This is a genomic window from Veillonella sp., assembly GCF_041333735.1.
Classification (GTDB): domain Bacteria; phylum Bacillota; class Negativicutes; order Veillonellales; family Veillonellaceae; genus Veillonella.
This window is the reverse complement of sequence record NZ_JBGKFB010000001.1, coordinates 1,786,996-1,805,309: the sequence shown is the minus strand read 5'-3', so window position 1 is coordinate 1,805,309 and position 18,314 is coordinate 1,786,996. Positions and strand designations below refer to the sequence as shown.

Sequence of the window (18,314 nt, the reverse complement as noted above, 5' to 3'; positions counted from 1 at the left end):
TCCTTTAATGGAATATAGGAGGTCAACATAATGAAGGTTCAAGAAGGTAACTTATTAGGTACTGGTAAAAAATTTGCTATCATCGGTTCTCGATTTAACGAGTTTATTACATCTAAATTAATCGGTGGTGCTGAAGATTGCTTATTGCGTCACGATGTAAAAGAAGAGGATATTACAGTAATCTGGGTACCAGGTGCTTATGAAATTCCATTAATCGCTAAAAAAGCAGCTTCATCTGGTCGCTTCGATGCAGTTATTTGTGTAGGTGCTGTTATCCGTGGTGCTACAACTCATTATGACTATGTATGTAATGAAGTAGCAAAAGGTATTGCTCATGTTTCCTTGGAAACTGGTATTCCTGTTATGTTCGGTGTAGTAACTACTGAAAACATTGAACAAGCTATCGAACGTGCTGGTACTAAAGCTGGCAATAAGGGTTACGACTGTGCTATGGGCGCTATTGAAATGGTTAACCTTATCGATCAATTCTAATAATTACATAGTAAACACTCAGTATCTCATGATGCTGGGTGTTTTTATATTATCGAAAATATGTTCTTTTAATTTGAAATTAGTGTAGACGAACATATATTCCCTATTATTGAAAAGTAATTCTATGACATGATATACTATATAAGCACTATTAAGTGTGTACGATTTATTAATTAGAAATAAGGAATGATAGAATGGATTATATAAAACGTTTTACGACCCGCGAAGGGGTTCGTATGTCTTTAGCGGTAACAACAGATACTGTTGAAACGGCTCGTGTACGTCATGATTTATGGCCTGTAGCAACGGCTGCATTAGGTCGTGCTATGACAGGGGCTATTTTATTAGCTGGGGACTTTAAAAACCATGAAAATGTAAGTCTTCGCATCAAAGGTGATGGCCCTCTAGGCGTTGTTCACGTAGATGCTTTTGCAGATAATACAGTTCGTGGATATGTAGATGAGCCACATGTGGATGTGCCTTTGAAACGTGCTGGTAAACTTGATGTGGGTGCTGCAGTAGGTCATAATGGGGAAGTGCAAGTGACTCGCTTTACACAATTAGCACAAGATTATACCTCTACAAGTCCTATTCAAAGTGGTGAAGTAGCAGAAGATTTGGCTTACTATTTATATGCTTCTGAGCAAGTACCTTCTACTATTAGCTTAGGTGTATTAGTAGATCCAGATTATCATACTGTTGTGGCAGGCGGTTTTATCGTACAAGCTTTACCAGATGCAACAGATGAAGCATTAGCCCAAGTGGAAAAGAATATTAATGAATTAGGGCCAATTACAGAATATTTGAAAGCAAATCCAGATGGTAAAGGCCTTATGGAACGCGTTCTTGACGGCCTAACTGTTAATGAAGTATATAATGAACCAATTCACTTCCAATGTCGTTGTGGTCGCGATCGCTTTGGTGCCGTACTTATGACATTAAGAGAAGAAGATAAAGAGGCTATTCTAGAAGATGAAGTAACAGAGCTTGTTTGTCACTATTGTAATGAAAAATATCATTTCACACGTGAAGAGTTACAAGATATGTTTGCTCCTAAAGGTCCAATTCAATAAAACTTTATAATATGTTGAAAAAATACAGGCTACTAGGTTTTTCCTATAGCCTGTTTTTCTATTCTATGAGAAAATAAAAGATAGAGTGATTAATAATAGGAGGTCACAATGAGTGCAATTGGCGTAATTGGTGGTACTGGTGTTTATGATCCGTCCATCTTTGAAAATATTCATGAAGAATCCTTAATGACACCATATGGTGAAATAGATTATGTACAAGGTACATACCACGGAAAAACAGTAATCTTTGTTGCTCGTCATGGCAAAGATCACACAATTCCTCCACATAAAATTAATTACCGTGCTAATATCTGGAGTTTGAAAAAATTAGGTGTTACATTTATTATTTCTACAACAGCTGTAGGCTCTTTAAATGAAAACTTCAAACCAGGTCATTTCGTTTTGACAGATCAGTTCTTAGATTTTACTAAAAACCGCATCACTACATTCTATGAAGGTGGTGACCGTCCAGTAGCACACTTGGATGTAACAAATCCGTATTGCCCAGAATTGCGTGATATTCTTCAAAAGGTTGGCACAGAACAAGGTCTTACAATTCATAACGGTGGTACTTATGTATGTACAGAAGGCCCTCGTTTTGAAACACCAGCGGAAATTAAAATGTTCCATATGCTCGGTGGGGATACAGTAGGCATGACAAATGTACCAGAAGTAAATCTCGCTAACGAAGCTGAAATGGCATATGCTACGATTTCTATGATTACCAACTATGCAGCAGGTATTTCTGAATCTGCTCTAACACATAGTGAAGTTGTAGAAATGATGGGGGATATGGCAGCTCAACTTAAATCACTTATTTTAGGTGCTATTGATATAATCGATGTAGATGCTCGTTATGATGCGCATAATCGCATGCATGAATATGGTGGATTTAAACTATAATCCATTCATAACGAAGCACAATAGTTCATCGAAGGAGAAGGTATGATTAATATTGAATGGCGTAAAGATACGCTGGTGCTATTAGATCAAACTAAATTACCTACTGAAATTACTTATGTTCACTGTACGGATTGGCGTCAAGTGGCTGAGGCTATTAAGATGCTTCGCGTTCGTGGGGCACCTGCTATTGGTGTAGCTGCTAGTTATGGTCTAATTTTAGCTGCTATGGAAGCAAGCCGTTTAGAGGCTCCATTTAGTCAACAACTTACAAGCTTATATGAATTTAGCGAGACTTTAAAAGAAACTCGACCTACTGCAATCAACTTGGCTTGGGCTATAGATCGGGTGATTTCTTTAGTATTAGGTCAAGTTGAAAGCATGTCCTCTATGAGTGAAGTAGTAGACCTTATTACTAAAGAGGCTATTATCATTCACGAAGAAGACGTATCTTTGAACTGTCGTATGGCCGAAGCAGGGGCTACGTTATTCGAAGGTAAGAAAAATATTCGTATCTTAACCCATTGTAATGCTGGTGCACTAGCTACGGGTGGTCTAGGTACTGCTCTTGGCGTTGTCCGTAAGCTTCATGAAAATGGTCAACTAGAACGGGTATATGCTGATGAAACACGTCCATTGTTACAAGGTGCTCGTCTTACTGCTTTTGAGCTTCATGAGGATGGTATCCCTGTAACATTAGAAACAGACAATATGGCTGCGTATGCTATGCAACATGGCCTTATTGATGCAGTTATCGTAGGTGCTGACCGCATCACTACTAAAGGTGATGTAGCAAATAAAATTGGTACTTATGGTGTGGCTGTGCTAGCTAAATTCCATAATATTCCATTCTATGTAGCCGCGCCATACAGCACATTTGATTTTACCCTTGAAAATGGTACTGATATTCCTATTGAGATGCGCGATGATTATGAAGTAACATCTCTACATGGTGTTCAAACTGCACCTAATGGTATTGATGTGCTTAATCCAGCCTTTGATGTGACACCACATGAATTGGTGACTGCCATCATTACTGAAGAAGGTGTATTAAAACCAAACTACGAAGAGTCTATTGATAAGCTACGTCAGATCGTAGAATCTAAATAACAAAAAATCCAAGTGGATTAACGATACATATTTTTATTTAATCTACTTGTATGAGTAAAAGGAGATATTATGCAATCTTTAATTAAAGATATTAATTTAGCCGCAGAAGGCCGTAAGAAAATTGACTGGGTTTCCAACTTTATGCCTACATTAAATACATTGGGCGACCGCTTTGAAGCAGAACAAACTTTCAAAGGTCAAACAATTGTTGTAAGTGTTCACTTGGAAGCAAAAACAGCGTATTTAGCTACAGTTTTAAAACGCGGTGGTGCAGATGTTATCGTAACTGGTTCCAACCCATTATCTACACAAGATGATGTAGCTGCAGGTCTCGTTGATATGGGCCTTACTGTATATGCTTGGTATGATTGTACTGAAGAAGAATACTTCAATTTCCTTAATAAGGCACTTGATCACAAACCGCACATTATCATCGATGATGGTGGCGATTTGGTAAACTTGTTACACACAACTCGCCAAGATGCTAAGGAACGCCTTTTAGGTGGTAGTGAAGAAACAACTACAGGTGTACATCGTCTCTATGCTTTAGAGAATGCAAAACAATTGACATTCCCTATGATTGCAGTAAACGATTCTTACTGTAAATATCTCTTTGATAACCGTTATGGTACAGGTCAATCTGTTTGGGATGGTATTATGCGTACTACTAACTTAACCGTAACAGGTAAAAATGTAGTTGTTGCTGGTTATGGTTGGTGCGGTAAAGGCGTTGCTATGCGTGCAAAAGGCCTTGGTGCTTATGTATATGTAACAGAAGTAGACCCAATTAAAGCGATTGAAGCAGTATTTGATGGATTCAAAGTATTACCTATGATTGAAGCTGCTAAAGTAGGGGATATTTTCTGTACTGTAACAGGTTGTAAAGATGTAATCGTGAAAGAACATTACGAAGTAATGAAAGATAAAGCTATCTTATGTAATGCTGGTCACTTTGATTGTGAAGTTAATGTAGCTGATCTAACTGATCTTGCAGTAAGTCATGAACGCGTTCGTCAAAATATTGAAGGCTATACTATGGCAGATGGTCGCAAACTCTATGTATTGGCTGAAGGTCGCCTTGTAAACCTTGCTGCAGGCGATGGTCACCCTGCAGAAATCATGGATTTATCCTTCGCAATGCAAGCTCTTGCAGCAGAACATATTTTACATAATGGCAAAGATATGGAACCTAAGGTATATGTATTGCCTCATGAATTAGATGCGGAAATCGCTAAATTAAAATTAAATTCCATGGGTTACGATTTAGACTCCTTAACACAAGATCAAATCGATTACCTTACAAAAGTAAATTAATTAACCAAATATAACCGAGCTACTTTAGCTCGGTTATACCTATGAGGAAACCTATGTCTGATTTATTGATTACTAATGTAGACGTCCTCACCAATGAGGGTGTTCTTAAAAATCATGCTATTGAAATTGAAAATGGCTATATTACAGCTATTTTAAAGGATAGTGAAGCTATTAAGGTTAAAGATTATGCTAAGGAAGTGCTCGATGGTAAAGGCCAATTGGCAGCGCCAGGTCTCGTAAATACCCATACTCATATTGCGATGGGTCTATTTAGAAACTATGCAGATGATCTTGAGCTTATGGAATGGCTTGAAACAGCAATTTGGCCGACAGAAGCAAAACTTAACGACGATTATGTTCGTTATGGCACTCAACTTGGCATTGCGGAAATGCTGCGCACTGGCACTACAACCTTTAGCGATATGTATTTCTTTATGAATACTACGGCTGAGGTAGTAAAAGAAACGGGCATTCGCTCTGTATTATCTCGTGGCTTAGCAGGTGTTTCTCCAACAGCAGATCAAGCATTAGTTGAGAATGCTGATTTATTCCGCACATGGAATGGCTTTGATAATGACCGCATCAAGGTATTACTTGGACCACATGCGCCATATACTTGTCCAGATGCTTATATGGAGAAGGTTATCTCCTTATCTCATGAATTAAATTGTGGCATTCACATGCACTTGTCCGAAACTAAAGGGGAAGTGGAGAATGTTATGAAAGCTACAGGTAAAACTCCAATCGCTCATATGCATGAATTAGGTTTATTCTGGAATACTACATTAGCTGCACACTGTGTTCATGTTACAGATGAAGATATGGCAATTATGGCTGAAAACAATGTAGCAGTAGCACATAATCCACAATCTAACCTAAAATTAGCAAGTGGTATTGCACCAGTTCCTGAAATGATCGATAAAGGTATTACTGTTGGGCTTGGTACGGATGGTTCCGCATCTAATAATAATGCGGACATGCTTGAAGAAGTACGCCTTGCGGCTACCTTACATAAAGGACGTCTCTACGATCCTAAAGCGATTCCTGCACAAGCAGCTTGGCATATGGGGACTGTAGAAGGAGCGAAAGCCCTTGGCTATACAGACCTTGGTGTTTTAGCGAAAGGCTATCGAGCAGATATCGTGCTATATGACGTAACTGGTATGCACTGGATGCCACGTTACAACGATTTAGCGGCACTCGTATACTCTGCAAACAGTTCTGATGTAAATACTACAATTGTAGGTGGCAAAGTTCTTATGAAAGATAAAGAATTGCTTACTATTGATGAAGAAAAACTTCGTGTAGAAATCACTATGGCTCAAGCGTATTTCAGTAACTAATATATTAAAAAAACTATAGCTGTAATTGATTAGCTTTTTCTTGTCTAGTTTAGTACTAGTTAGGTTTGTATTTATATAATATAAGTTTGTATGCGAGGTACTGCTATGCTAAAAAGAATACTTCAATACCTTTCACTTTGTATCGCCTTAGTTAGTTTGTTGATATTAGCTGGTTGTAGTAGTAATAGTGCGTCTTCTCAGCCTAAAGGAGCTGAAGGGGAATGGATTGCTTACTCAGGCTATACCGTTCAAAATGTAGTCAGCGCTGTTGATACGCCTATTTTTACGATGAATCTTACAGCTCGAAATGATAGTAAGACGATTTATACAGCAGATATGAAAGCTTATAACTATCAATATACGACGCCTGAAAAGAGACCTGTTATTGAATCTACTCAAATGGTAGGGGATATAAAGGAAACTCGTCTAAATTATATTACGGCTCTTACACTTGTAATGAGTGCTAACGATATAGTAGGTAACGCAGATAGCTCAAATTCTAATACAATCAAGATGGATATTACTGGCATACCAAATACTGCTCTTATTTATGATTCAAAAACAGATACTATTAAATTTATGGATCAAACCTTTAAACGGGTAAGCAATACAAATAATTTACAAACCTTGGCTGATGCGTATAAGAAAGATCTCCAAATAGCTTCTAATAAATATTTAGAAGAGATTGGCAATGCAGCAAATCCTAAAACAAAATTTATAACAACCTATAACTTTGATGACTCTATCATTAAAGACAATAAGAAATGATTTATAAAAGAAAACCCACTCATAGTATGATATATTCCTTTATTAGATACTTAATAAAAGGGGTACATATCATATGGAGTGGGTTTATTTTGTAATGTTTTACTTTGAATGCTATTTTATTACTTTTACCAAGAACATTGGTACAGGGATATAAAATTCATCTTTTTCGTTATAAATACGAGGTCCTACTGTGGAGTCAATAGTGACGGAGCTAGCACCTAATTTTGTGAGCACTTCTTTATCCCATTGAGGGCGTGTAAAGGATGAAATTTCAAGCATATGATAAATAGTATGGCACCGCTCTTTTAAATCATTGCTTACATGTTCATGGGCATGATGAACAGATGGTGGCAAGTCATGGTGATTGCGAGCATATTCCGCATCATAATTGAGGATTAAACCACCTGGACGAATGATGCGTAACCATTCTGCATAGGCTTTATCTGGATGTGGTAAGTTCCATGTTACATTGCGGGCTACAACAATATCAAAGGTATTAGAATCAAAGCTAAGATTTTCAGCATCCATGACGGAGAATGTGGCATCGGAGTTTAGTGATTCGGCAAGTTGATTAGCTTCATCAATCATATTTGGGGTAATATCAATACCATGTACTGTATGGCCCAATTCAGAGAGAATAATACTAAAAAATCCAGCGCCACAGCCAATATCTAAAATGCGTAGAGATCGATCAGAGTCAAAGATATGGCTCATCAATTCATCACGCCAAAGCTTAAGTTTAGGGCTTTCTAATTCTTTAGCTCGCAATGACCCAAAATCACGTGCTCGATCGCTCCAATAAGCGGTAATAAACTCTTTGTCATCCTTCATAGGATGATTCTTTTCAAATATATCGTTCATCTTTTTGTTCTCCTCATTTTTAATACACTTAATAGTACCATAAAATGAGAATGTACCATACTATAAATATCACACTTACTACATAAATAATTAATATTGAATATGATATAATACATCTATATTTTTGTTTTATGAAAGGGCAGGACAATGATTTTACAGACGGGACAACGTACGGATATTCCTGCCTTTTATGGGCAATGGTTGATTAATCGTGTTCATCAAGGATTTGTAGATGTACGAAATCCCTATAACCCAATGCAGATAACACGGTATCCTATTAATCATGAAGTAGTAGATGGTATTGCGTTTTGTACAAAGAATCCTTTGCCATTTATTCCGCTCTTACATGAAATAAATGATTATAGACAGTTTTGGCACATGACTATAACCCCTTATGGTCCAGATATCGAGCCCTATGTACCAAAAGCAGATTCTGTAATAGACGGATTTAAACAAATATCAACAAGACTGAATCCTCAATCCATGGTGTGGCGTTATGATCCTATTATTTTAACCCATATCTACACAATAGATTTCCATTTTGAAAGCTTTTATAACATGGCTAAGGCGCTAGAAGGATATACGGATACGGTAGTTGTAAGTTTCTTAGATATATTTGATAAGGTGGCTCAGAACTTTCCTGAAGGTTTTAGACCAAGTGTTGATGTACAACATAACATTATTAAGGAGCTTATTTCTATTGCTCATTCTTGCAATATGGACCTTAAAACCTGTGGAGAAGGGGACGCATTTAAAGAATTAGGGGCTAATACGGAAGGTTGTTTAACCTTAGATTGTTATGAACGGGCTTGGAATGTTACGTTAAAAGCACCTAAACGGGCACCAGCGAGACCGGAATGTAATTGTTATTTACATGGTGATATAGGTGCCTATGATAGTTGTAGTCATTTCTGTCGCTATTGTTATGCTAATACAAATCAGGCGGCGGTCCGGCATAATCGTTTGTTACATGATCCAAATTCTAGTTTACTTATTGACCAGCTTTCAAAAACAGCAATTATTAAAGAAAGCATGGAAAAAAGCTGGATTATTGATACAAATTACAGGCAAGAAACTCTATTTTAGATGGAATTACGATGCTATATAACGATTATTTCGTTGACGTGTCGTGTAAAATAGATAACAAAGGGGGTTGTCAAAGAGACACCTCAGGAATATAAGAGGGTAGAACGACGATTGTTATGTTTATACTATATTAAAGGAGGTGTCGTATGATAACATACAAAAGTGATTCTAAAGATTCATCCTTGGGACCTCGTGAAGACTCTATGCCAGTCCTTGCCATGTGCTACGATTTTGATAAGACCTTAACACCGGATGATATGCAGGCACAAGGCTTTATTCAATCTGTTGGCTATGATGAGGAGCAAATCAAGCAGTTCTGGCAAGAATCGAATCAATTGGCTAAGAAAAATGATATGGATAATAACTTAGCCTATATGTACAAGATGATCCAAGAGGCTGTAGGTCGCTTTTATGTAACTAAAGAAAAGCTCATGGAATATGGGAATCAAGTAGAGTTGTATGATGGTGTTCGCACTTGGTTTGAACGTATTAGAGAGTATGGATTAGAACATGGTGTTCGCATTGAACATTACATTATCTCTTCTGGATTGAAGGAGATGATAGAAGGCACAGAAATGGCGAAAGAGGGAGCTTTCACTAAAATATATGCCAGTGCATTTATGTTCGACGACAAGGGTGTAGCCGTATGGCCTGCGCAAGCAATTAACTATACGAATAAAACTCAGTTTTTGTTCCGTATTCAAAAGGGAATTCTAGATATTAATGATACAGGCGTTAACGATTATATTAAGCCTGAGGACCAACGTGTTCCATTCCGCAATATGATTTATATTGGGGATAGTGATACAGATATTCCTTGCATGAGCCTTGTTAACGCAAATGGAGGCCATTCTATAGGTGTGTATGATCCTATTAAAAAGGATAAAGATAAGGTGTATAAGATGATGCGTCATCACCGTATACGCTATTATGCACCTGCAGACTATACAAATGGTTCCCAGTTAGATACATTAGTTAAACAAATTATACGTAAAACAGCAGCATATGAAGTGTTAGAGGGCGAGTATATTCATTGTAAACACGAAGCAGAGGAGTAATATGGAACAATCTAAATTGACAAGTGAATGGATTCAAACGTTTAATCGTTTAGGTTCTGAAGGTAAATTAAAACCTACCGTACCATATCATGATTTATTCAACCGTAAAGAGCTAAAAGGCTTTCCGTTGCATACATTGCCAATGTGGACTGTAACGTTCCCAACAGGTCATATTACATGCTGTGATCCTTTGGTAACATTACCTAATAAACCAGATACGTATATTAGAACAGTAGAACCAGGTACGTATTTGTTAGAAACAAAAATTATTGAAATGGAACCAAATGAGTATCGCTATGTGGCAAGCCGTGTTGTTTTTAGTGGCAATGAGCCTGTGAACTATGAATTGGCTTTAAAAGGTACGGAAGACTTAACAGATCTTGATGATGGTGAAAGCTACATCGGGTTCCCTGTAGATTCTGGACTTGCTACTGTAGTTGATGCAGAAACTATCGAAACTTATAGAAAGTTCTATGATCAATGGCATACAAACTATCCTGATAAAAATATCTATGATGATTACTACAGCGACTTATTCCAGTTAAATGCATTGGCATATCCACAATTCCAACGATCTAAAGGGGATTGGATCAACTTTACAATTCCTGAAACTGAATTAACAGTGCCTATGATTCAATCCGGCTTTGGTGATGGTTTATATCCTGCATACTGGGCATTTGATAAAGATGGACAAATCTGCCAACTTATTATGGAATACATAGATTGCAGCGAAGCATATCAATAATATAATCAAGCGATATATATAGAGCTTGATAACTTAATAACTTAATAACATACTAAGAAAGACGCTTAGATTACTAAGCGTCTTTTATATATTTCTATATAATTGTAAGGCTTAAATGCCAAAAATCCAGTTTACGAATACACGAAGGATACTAAGACCTACAATGATTTCTGCTAAAAATCTTAAAGAACCTTCCATACCATTACCTAAATGTTTTAAACTGCCAATTTTAGCTTTACTTACGATATCACACCAGCACATATAATACCTCCATGAGAGTTAATATGAGTAAATTACATAATTTATATGCTTATTTTACAACGTTATATCAAAAATTTCAATATGTATTTAAAATTAAATAATAATAATTCTACACATATATCTATAATAGTAAAACTGTAATAACAATAGATCCTCGTAAATTAAGGATTATTAAGTGTTAAGTTGCTTTGATATATATTAAAACTATATAAGACTTATAGAAATAAATATAGGATAATACAGTATCATTTTTATATGAGATCTCAAAGGTTATATAAGAGTTTATATAAGTCTAAGGCATAGGCCGAAGACAGTGGATTTATTGACATATAGTCATTTTTATTGATTATTATAGTTGGAAGATAAATAAACTAGGATATAGATATATAGGCTTATTTTTATTTCTTTGCATTTTACTTCCGATAACGATATATTATCGGAAGTAATTATATAAAGAAAATTGGGCCTATATGGCCCAATCCCTTATGTTATATAGTTTTTTAGCTATTTAAGCTTATTTACGTTTAAATGTGTATGGTTCGTATTCTACATCATTATGACGGTTAGTCCACCAGTTCCAACCGATTCTTGCAAGCTTCCATGCAATGAAGCCTACGATAATGCCCAATACTAAGCCTGTTAATACATCTGTTGGATAATGTACAAATAGATATACTCTAGAAAATGCTACTACTAATGACCCAAGTAATGCTATAATTCCCAAATATCGCTTCTGAGGCGCTATTTGACTCAAGCCTAGGTAAATGGTCATGGCAGATGCAAATGAACCAAAACTATGGCCTGACGGGAATGAATAACTATTTGCTTTTGGTAATGCAGACTCTAATGGTACTGTTACATTAGGAAAATCTACAAATGGTCTTAATCGAGCTACATGTGGTTTTAAACCTTGGTCACCGATGATAAATACAAATCCTAATGCAATTATTATCGCAATGCCTAATACACGATATTTTTTCTGTAACATCAATAATAAGGCAATGACAATCCATAAGGCACCGCTGCCAGTAATTTTTGAAATAAATGCCATAATTGGTGTTAAAAAACTATATACAAGATGGTCATGTACATAGAAGATCAAGGAGTGATCAAATTGTAAGATTGTGTCCATAGTTTCCTCTTCTATTTAACTAAATGATAATTATTGAGAATGATTGAGAATAGATTATATCCTCAATATTCTGTATTGGATTTCCATATACTTTGTAATATGTATATATTGGTTTCTCAATTACATCCAAATAATAGCCTAAACTATTTATACCTCATGGTCAATAGTTTAGGCTATATTTAATAAAATCTTTAATTATGGTTTCTTTTTATCTGTTTTTTTAGTAGCACTTTCTGGGGGCATTGTTATAATCGTATCTACTGGGTCATATACAGATTCAAAGGAATCAGTTTGGGTTACCCAGTTACCATATGTAATGGTTCTATACGTATTCATTGTTAGCCCTACATGCCCTTCTTGTACTTCTTTTTCTTTTAAAGATGGATCTACGCGTGTAATTGTCTTATTTGGTATTTCACTACGATCACCAACTGAAATAGATACATTTTTAGGCTTGTCTTGAGCAGTACCTATAATATAGATGGTTAGTGTACCATGATTCATCACACTGAGAATATAAATGGATTGCTGGTATGGATTTCTAAACTTAAAGTCCAAATAGCCCCATGCTACTGTAGCATCACGACCAGCTTGAATATATCCAACAGGTTCAAAGTGAGGTGTACGTTCTACAATATTCATGCCAGATAATAAGGCTGTATTAAAGATGGTAGAACTAACTTGGCAAATGCCACCACCAATACCTGGAACTAATTTGCCATCAATCATTACCGGTGCATCATCATAGCCAGCCTCAGCAGTACGCTCGCCTACAACATCGTTAAAGGAGAATACTGCACCAGGTTTAATCAATGTACCATTGATTTTATCAGATGCGAGTTGAATATTATGTGTTCTGCTTTCATTATTTGGATCAAAATCTGTACTAAAGGATGCTAGAACGGTATTTAATGGTTTTAAATCAGAATCAGTAACCTTAATAGTATTTTTGGTGGTAAATACCATAGATAAAGATGTGATGCTTTCTCCAGATTGTAATTGATCCTTAAGGTTTTGTAAGGTTGCATCAATATCAATGCGTTTACCTTCTTTAGCAGGATGGAATACAACTTGACCATTCTCAATAGTTAGATATGCATCATGACCTGGCGTATCAATTGATTTGGCAAGTTCTGTAAGGTAGGTTTTACTTTTTACCTCGTCTAGCTTATATTGTGGTTTAAAATGTTGGCCATAATATAAGGCATTAAATCTATGTGAAAGTAATGTCCACCAATCATCTTCATACCCATATGTAGAAATAGCTTTTACTACAGCCTCTGTATCTACTTGAATACCTAAATCATGATACGTAGCCTGTTGTTTTTTATTATTCCCCATATCAATGGATATAGTCTGTTGTGGTATTTTACTATTTAGCTCTTGTATTCGAGCTTGTAATTCACCCTTTGGTGTATTAGATAAATCTGTATCATTGTAAAATACGCCATACGATGTATTTTCTGTTGGGATGTATGAGCAGCCGCTCGTACTCAGCAGGACTAGCATAGTCCCTAATATTATATATTTTTTACTCATTGTATTATAAACTCTCCCAAATTAGTCATTATATTCTCTAATTATAGCATATAAGTACCTATTCTATGGTACAATTATATTGATATTTTTAGGGGTAAGGGTGAATTATGTCAGAGTCTAAGGAACAACAAAAACATTTCTATTTGCGTAATAACGATGCGCTTATGAATAGTACAAAGTTGTCTATGAAAGCCAAACAAAGTATATTGCTATCTAAGGCTGAAAATACTGTAGATGCTTATGAATCGGATTGGGACGATTTCGTAGATTGGTGTACCTATCAAAAGGTATCTTATTTTCCGGCTACACCAGAAACCATAGTAAACTATATTAATGATCTTGCTGATTATGCTAAGGCAAACACGATTTCTCGTCGTATTAGCGCTATATCAGAGAATTATAATGCGTCTGGCCATCGGGATAATCCATGTATGGCTCCCATCGTAAAACAAGCGTTACGGGGCATTAGACGTTTAAAAGGTACATTCCAACAAGGTAAGACACCAGTCCTATTAGAGGATATTGAAGATATTTTAGATTGTATGACCAAGCTAGATGTACCGGAATTACAACTATTACGTGATAAAGCTATTCTTTTAATCGGATTTATGGGTGCTTTTCGTCGTAGCGAAATTGCGGCTATTACAGTAGAACATCTTCAATTCTCTCCACAAGGTGTTGAAATCTTTGTACCATCATCTAAAGCCGACCAAGAAGGTCAAGGTGCTGTAGTGGCGATTCCGCATCTATCTGGTTCTCCGTTAGACGCAGTTCGTGCCTTACAGCAATGGTTACGTGTCTCTGGTATAACAGAAGGACCTGTATTTAGAGGCTTTACTAAAAATATGTCGTTACGTAAAACAGCTATATCCGATAAGATGATTGCCGAAATCGTAAAGAAATATATTTCTCTTATCGGTCTTGATCCTGCCATGTATGGAGCCCATAGCTTGCGTCATGGCTTTGCAACGACTGCTGCAGCCTATGGTGTGGAAGAACGTAATATTATGAGACAAACACGCCACCATAGCGTTAATATGGTTCGTCGTTATATTAATGAAGCGAACAAGTTTGTAGACAATCCTATTTCAACAATCTTTGAAAAACGATTTAGATAAAAACTATAAATCAGTTGATTCAGATAATATCTATAAATCGGTTAATAACATACATGAAACAACAAAAAGCAGCTATCTCTATTGAGTAGCTGCTTTTTTGTGTGGGTTACACCCATATATATTTAGTTTTGAGCCACATAGTCCAAAGCTCTAACTGGACTATCAGTTTTATGTGCTGGTACCTTTAAAACTGTACCAGGTACCAGTGTACCAGAATCACTGATATTGTTAAGTTCTTTCATGGCATATACCATTTCACGAACATCCATATCTTTATGAGCTGTGCGAGCTGCAATATCCCACATTGTATCGCCTGCTTGTACCTTTACTTCACGTACTGCATGTGTATTTGTAGCTGTTACAGGATTTGTCATATTATAGCCGAACAAGATTGTTAAGCACATTCCTACCATCATCAATATATTTTTCATCTCATACCTCACATTTACATCGAACATAATATCTGAGAACATTTGTTTGTTTACATGCTTATATTAGCACACGAACGAATGTTCGGTCAAGTGTTTTAGAACAAATGTTTGCAAAAACTTTTAAAATTGCCTATAATAGGTATATAAGATTAATAATTATCTTATGTATTTATTATATAGTACAAAATGAGTAAATTTTTCCACATATATATATTGATATTATTTTGACGTTACATTGACTATGGAGGTTTATCGTGAGACGCCCTGCTACAGATATTAATACAAAACAGCGCCGTATATTAGATTTTATTAAGGACTCTTTACATAATGAATATCGTTGTCCTACTGTTCGAGAAATCTGTACGCATGTAGGCCTTAGTTCTACTTCTACTGTGCAATCTCACTTGAATGCTCTTGAAAAGTTTGGTTATATTAAGCGTGATCCTAATAAAAATCGCGCTATTACAGTATTAGAGGATACAAAACCTTCTATTTCTGTAGACGGTAATGAAACATCTAGTTCTGATAATTTTGAATTCTTAGGGGCTGGATTAAAACAAGTTCCTCTTATTGGTACTGTACAAGCAGGTATGCCTATTACAGCGGTAGAAAATTTAGAGTCTACTCTTACATTACCTGTTCAATTAACTGGTGATTCTGACTGCTTCTTACTACGTGTTCAAGGCGAATCCATGATGAATATTGGTATGTATGAAGGTGATATGCTCATCGTACGCCATCAAAATACGGCTAATAATGGTGATGTAGTTGTAGCACGTATTGATGACGAAGCTACAGTAAAACGTTTTTATAAAGAAAATGGACATATTCGTTTACAACCAGAAAATGATGATTTCGATCCAATCATTGTAGATGATTGTCATATTGAAGGTCTTGTCATTGGTCTTGTACGAGATAGAATATAGAAAAAACCGGCAACTTATGGTTGCCGGTTTTTTATTGTATCTATTAAGTTTATATATTATGTTAAACTATATTAATATTTACAATTTGAACTTGCTCATATTCTCGTATTCCAGATGCATTCAATAGGTCTGTATCAATAGTAATGCTCCCTACATAAAAAACAGAAGCTATATTAAATAGCTCCTGTTTTTATTTTATTTTATATATTCTGTTAACGCTTTATCAATATATGCTGCTTCTTCGGCACTAGGGTCACACATTGGCAAATTAAATACACCAGCAGGTAAACCTATTTTACGGACTGCATATTTAACAGGAATAGGATTTGTAGTAATAAACATAGCTTTTATGATATCCGCTAAGCTTTGATGAATACGAAGTGCTTCGTGATTATGACCAGATTCATAAGCTTGAATCATAGCATTCATATCTTTGCCCGCTACATGAGAAACTACGGATACAACACCACATGCACCTACAGATAGCATTGGCAATGTAAGACCATCATCTCCACTATATACCATGAAGTCATCCTCAGGCATTAAGCGTTTAATTTCAGATGCAATCATAAGATTGCCACTAGCCTCTTTAATCGCGCATACATGTGGATACTCACTATGTAATTGTGCTAGTGTTGTTGGGAAAATGCCTGTTCCTACACGGCTTGGTACATTATACACCATGATTGGCAGTGTAGTAGCCTCTGCAATAGCTTTAAAGTGTAAGTATTGACCTTGTTGATTTGGCTTATTGTAGTAAGGTACTACAACTAATAAACCATCGATTCCATCAATTTTAGATACTTCTTTTACAAAGTCTACAGAAGCTTTTGTGTCATTTGAACCTACATTAGCAATAATGGAACCTTTATGACCACATTCTTTAGCGATAGCTGTAAATAATGCTAATTTATCCTCTTTCGTCATGGATGGATTTTCCCCTGTTGTACCGCATACAACGAGTCCATCAGATCCATTATCTAATAAATGATGAGCAATAGCTACACTATTTTCTATGTTAAGGGATCCATCATTATTAAATGATGTAATCATAGCCGTTAATACTCGACCAAAGGTTTTCATATCTGTCCTCCCCTTGATAGATTAAAATGCTTGTTTTTCTACCAAGTACTCAGCAATTTGCAACGCATTAAGTGCTGCACCTTTACGAATTTGGTCCCCTACAATCCAGAAATTCATACCTTTGTCGTTATATAAATCTTTACGAATACGACCGATTTCACAGTCGTTTTGATTAGACGTATATAATGGCATTGGATAAATTTGTTCTGCAGGGTTATCTTTTACTTGTAAACCTGGGAATTTTTCACATGCTGCTCTGAAAGCTTCTACAGAAACTGGTTCAGCTGTTTCTACTAAAACAGATTCAGAGTGGGAACGATACACTGGAACACGTACAGTAGTTGGTACTACTTGAATTGTGTCGTCATGAAGAATTTTTTGTGTTTCATTGACCATTTTCATTTCTTCTTTTGTGTAATCATTGTCCAAGAACACATCGATTTGTGGCAATAAGTTAAATGCTACAGGATAATGTTTAGGTGCAGATCCTGTTGGCAATAAGTTTGCAGTCATTTCTTCGCCAGCAGTATATTGTTTTACTTGATTTTCAAGTTCTTCAATACCCTCTTTACCAGCACCTGATACTGCTTGATATGTACTTACAACGATGCGTTTAATTGGAGAAATATCATGTAGTGGTTTTAAACCTAAGCTCATAATAATAGTAGAGCAATTTGGGTTAGCAATAATACCTTTATGTTTTAAGATATCTTCTGGATTTACTTCAGGTACAACTAGAGGTACTTCAGGATCCATACGGAATGCACTAGAGTTATCGATAACAATTGCACCACGTTTAGCTGCTTCTGGTGCTAATGTTTTAGAAATAGAACCACCTGCAAATAAAGCGATATCAATATTTTCAAAGGATTCTGGTTTTGCTTCCTCTACTACATATGTTTTTCCATTCACTGTAAGTTCAGTACCTGCAGAACGAGCAGATGCCAACAATTTTAAATTTTCATATGGGAAATTACGCTCTTCAATAAGTGTAATAAATTCAGCACCTACTGCACCAGTAGCACCAAGAATTGCAACATTAGGTTTTTTCATTACTATATCTCCTTGCTCTAA

At 36.1% G+C, this 18,314-nt stretch carries 19 protein-coding genes and 1 pseudogene; 12 read left to right on the top strand and 8 right to left on the bottom strand.

Going from position 1 to position 18,314, the window contains the following annotated elements:
- Positions 1 to 30: 30 nt before the first annotated feature.
- From ribE to ACDF53_RS08340, 7 genes are all read left to right on the top strand, one after another.
- Positions 31 to 492 carry a 6,7-dimethyl-8-ribityllumazine synthase gene (ribE, locus tag ACDF53_RS08370; RefSeq protein WP_295824436.1) on the top strand — a complete coding sequence of 154 codons (462 nt, stop codon included), beginning with the start codon at positions 31 to 33 and terminating at the stop codon, positions 490 to 492.
- Between the two features lie 194 nt (positions 493 to 686).
- Complete coding sequence (hslO, locus tag ACDF53_RS08365; protein WP_105089207.1) at positions 687 to 1,565, top strand: Hsp33 family molecular chaperone HslO; 879 nt, start codon at positions 687 to 689, stop codon at positions 1,563 to 1,565.
- Positions 1,566 to 1,673: 108 nt separating this feature from the next.
- Positions 1,674 to 2,468 carry an S-methyl-5'-thioadenosine phosphorylase gene (mtnP, locus tag ACDF53_RS08360; protein ID WP_370816005.1) on the top strand — a complete coding sequence of 265 codons (795 nt, stop codon included), beginning with the start codon at positions 1,674 to 1,676 and terminating at the stop codon, positions 2,466 to 2,468.
- A gap of 42 nt (positions 2,469 to 2,510) precedes the next feature.
- Positions 2,511 to 3,575, top strand: a complete 1,065-nt coding sequence (gene mtnA, locus ACDF53_RS08355; protein WP_370816003.1) for an S-methyl-5-thioribose-1-phosphate isomerase — start codon at positions 2,511 to 2,513, stop codon at positions 3,573 to 3,575.
- A gap of 69 nt (positions 3,576 to 3,644) precedes the next feature.
- On the top strand, positions 3,645 to 4,889 hold the full coding sequence (locus tag ACDF53_RS08350) for an adenosylhomocysteinase (RefSeq protein ID WP_295825087.1): 1,245 nt from the start codon (positions 3,645 to 3,647) through the stop codon (positions 4,887 to 4,889).
- Positions 4,890 to 4,942: 53 nt separating this feature from the next.
- The gene (locus ACDF53_RS08345; protein WP_295825089.1) at positions 4,943 to 6,232 is read left to right on the top strand and encodes an amidohydrolase; all 1,290 of its coding nucleotides are present in this window, start codon (positions 4,943 to 4,945) and stop codon (positions 6,230 to 6,232) included.
- Positions 6,233 to 6,337: 105 nt separating this feature from the next.
- Entirely contained in the window at positions 6,338 to 7,000 is a 663-nt protein-coding gene (locus ACDF53_RS08340; protein WP_287512413.1) for a hypothetical protein, read from the top strand.
- Between the two features lie 111 nt (positions 7,001 to 7,111).
- On the opposite strand, the gene ACDF53_RS08335 is transcribed toward ACDF53_RS08340, so the two are convergent.
- On the bottom strand, positions 7,112 to 7,861 hold the full coding sequence (locus tag ACDF53_RS08335; RefSeq protein WP_295825091.1) for a class I SAM-dependent methyltransferase: 750 nt from the start codon (positions 7,859 to 7,861) through the stop codon (positions 7,112 to 7,114).
- A gap of 147 nt (positions 7,862 to 8,008) precedes the next feature.
- Here ACDF53_RS08335 and ACDF53_RS08330 point away from each other — a divergent pair, with 147 nt between their 5' ends.
- The 3 genes from ACDF53_RS08330 (at position 8,009) to ACDF53_RS08320 (ending at position 10,750) form a co-directional block, all read left to right on the top strand.
- Positions 8,009 to 8,947 (top strand): DUF1848 domain-containing protein, encoded by a 939-nt coding sequence (locus tag ACDF53_RS08330; RefSeq protein WP_295825095.1) that lies wholly within the window; start codon positions 8,009 to 8,011, stop codon positions 8,945 to 8,947.
- A gap of 146 nt (positions 8,948 to 9,093) precedes the next feature.
- On the top strand, positions 9,094 to 10,005 hold the full coding sequence (locus ACDF53_RS08325) for a haloacid dehalogenase-like hydrolase (RefSeq protein ID WP_370815999.1): 912 nt from the start codon (positions 9,094 to 9,096) through the stop codon (positions 10,003 to 10,005).
- Between the two features lies 1 nt (position 10,006).
- Positions 10,007 to 10,750, top strand: coding sequence for a DUF4241 domain-containing protein (locus ACDF53_RS08320; protein WP_370815997.1), 744 nt, complete (start codon positions 10,007 to 10,009; stop codon positions 10,748 to 10,750).
- Positions 10,751 to 10,861: 111 nt separating this feature from the next.
- Here ACDF53_RS08320 and ACDF53_RS08315 read toward each other — a convergent pair whose 3' ends face one another.
- From ACDF53_RS08315 to ACDF53_RS08305, 3 genes are all read right to left on the bottom strand, one after another.
- Complete coding sequence (locus tag ACDF53_RS08315) at positions 10,862 to 11,011, bottom strand: hypothetical protein (protein ID WP_024066213.1); 150 nt, start codon at positions 11,009 to 11,011, stop codon at positions 10,862 to 10,864.
- A gap of 514 nt (positions 11,012 to 11,525) precedes the next feature.
- Entirely contained in the window at positions 11,526 to 12,143 is a 618-nt protein-coding gene (locus ACDF53_RS08310; RefSeq protein WP_295868837.1) for a phosphatase PAP2 family protein, read from the bottom strand.
- Positions 12,144 to 12,338: 195 nt separating this feature from the next.
- Positions 12,339 to 13,682, bottom strand: coding sequence for a VanW family protein (locus ACDF53_RS08305; RefSeq protein ID WP_370815995.1), 1,344 nt, complete (start codon positions 13,680 to 13,682; stop codon positions 12,339 to 12,341).
- A 107-nt stretch (positions 13,683 to 13,789) separates the two neighbouring features.
- Here ACDF53_RS08305 and ACDF53_RS08300 point away from each other — a divergent pair, with 107 nt between their 5' ends.
- Positions 13,790 to 14,800, top strand: a complete 1,011-nt coding sequence (locus ACDF53_RS08300) for a site-specific integrase (RefSeq protein WP_370815993.1) — start codon at positions 13,790 to 13,792, stop codon at positions 14,798 to 14,800.
- A gap of 122 nt (positions 14,801 to 14,922) precedes the next feature.
- Here ACDF53_RS08300 and ACDF53_RS08295 read toward each other — a convergent pair whose 3' ends face one another.
- Positions 14,923 to 15,231: a LysM peptidoglycan-binding domain-containing protein gene (locus tag ACDF53_RS08295; RefSeq protein ID WP_370815992.1), complete on the bottom strand. Its 309-nt coding sequence runs from the start codon at positions 15,229 to 15,231 to the stop codon at positions 14,923 to 14,925.
- Between the two features lie 254 nt (positions 15,232 to 15,485).
- Here ACDF53_RS08295 and lexA point away from each other — a divergent pair, with 254 nt between their 5' ends.
- A complete protein-coding gene (lexA, locus tag ACDF53_RS08290; RefSeq protein ID WP_005386617.1) occupies positions 15,486 to 16,157 on the top strand; it encodes a transcriptional repressor LexA in 672 nt (223 codons plus the stop codon).
- A 70-nt stretch (positions 16,158 to 16,227) separates the two neighbouring features.
- On the opposite strand, the pseudogene ACDF53_RS08285 reads toward lexA, so the two are convergent.
- The 3 genes and pseudogenes from ACDF53_RS08285 to ACDF53_RS08275 all read right to left on the bottom strand — a co-directional run.
- Positions 16,228 to 16,329 (bottom strand): annotated as a pseudogene (locus tag ACDF53_RS08285) (aspartate 1-decarboxylase); the annotation flags it as partial.
- 23 nt (positions 16,330 to 16,352) lie between these two features.
- Positions 16,353 to 17,240 (bottom strand): 4-hydroxy-tetrahydrodipicolinate synthase, encoded by an 888-nt coding sequence (gene dapA / locus ACDF53_RS08280; protein WP_370815991.1) that lies wholly within the window; start codon positions 17,238 to 17,240, stop codon positions 16,353 to 16,355.
- Positions 17,241 to 17,261: 21 nt separating this feature from the next.
- The gene (locus ACDF53_RS08275; RefSeq protein ID WP_105094375.1) at positions 17,262 to 18,293 is read right to left on the bottom strand and encodes an aspartate-semialdehyde dehydrogenase; all 1,032 of its coding nucleotides are present in this window, start codon (positions 18,291 to 18,293) and stop codon (positions 17,262 to 17,264) included.
- Between the last annotated feature and the right edge of the window lie 21 nt (positions 18,294 to 18,314).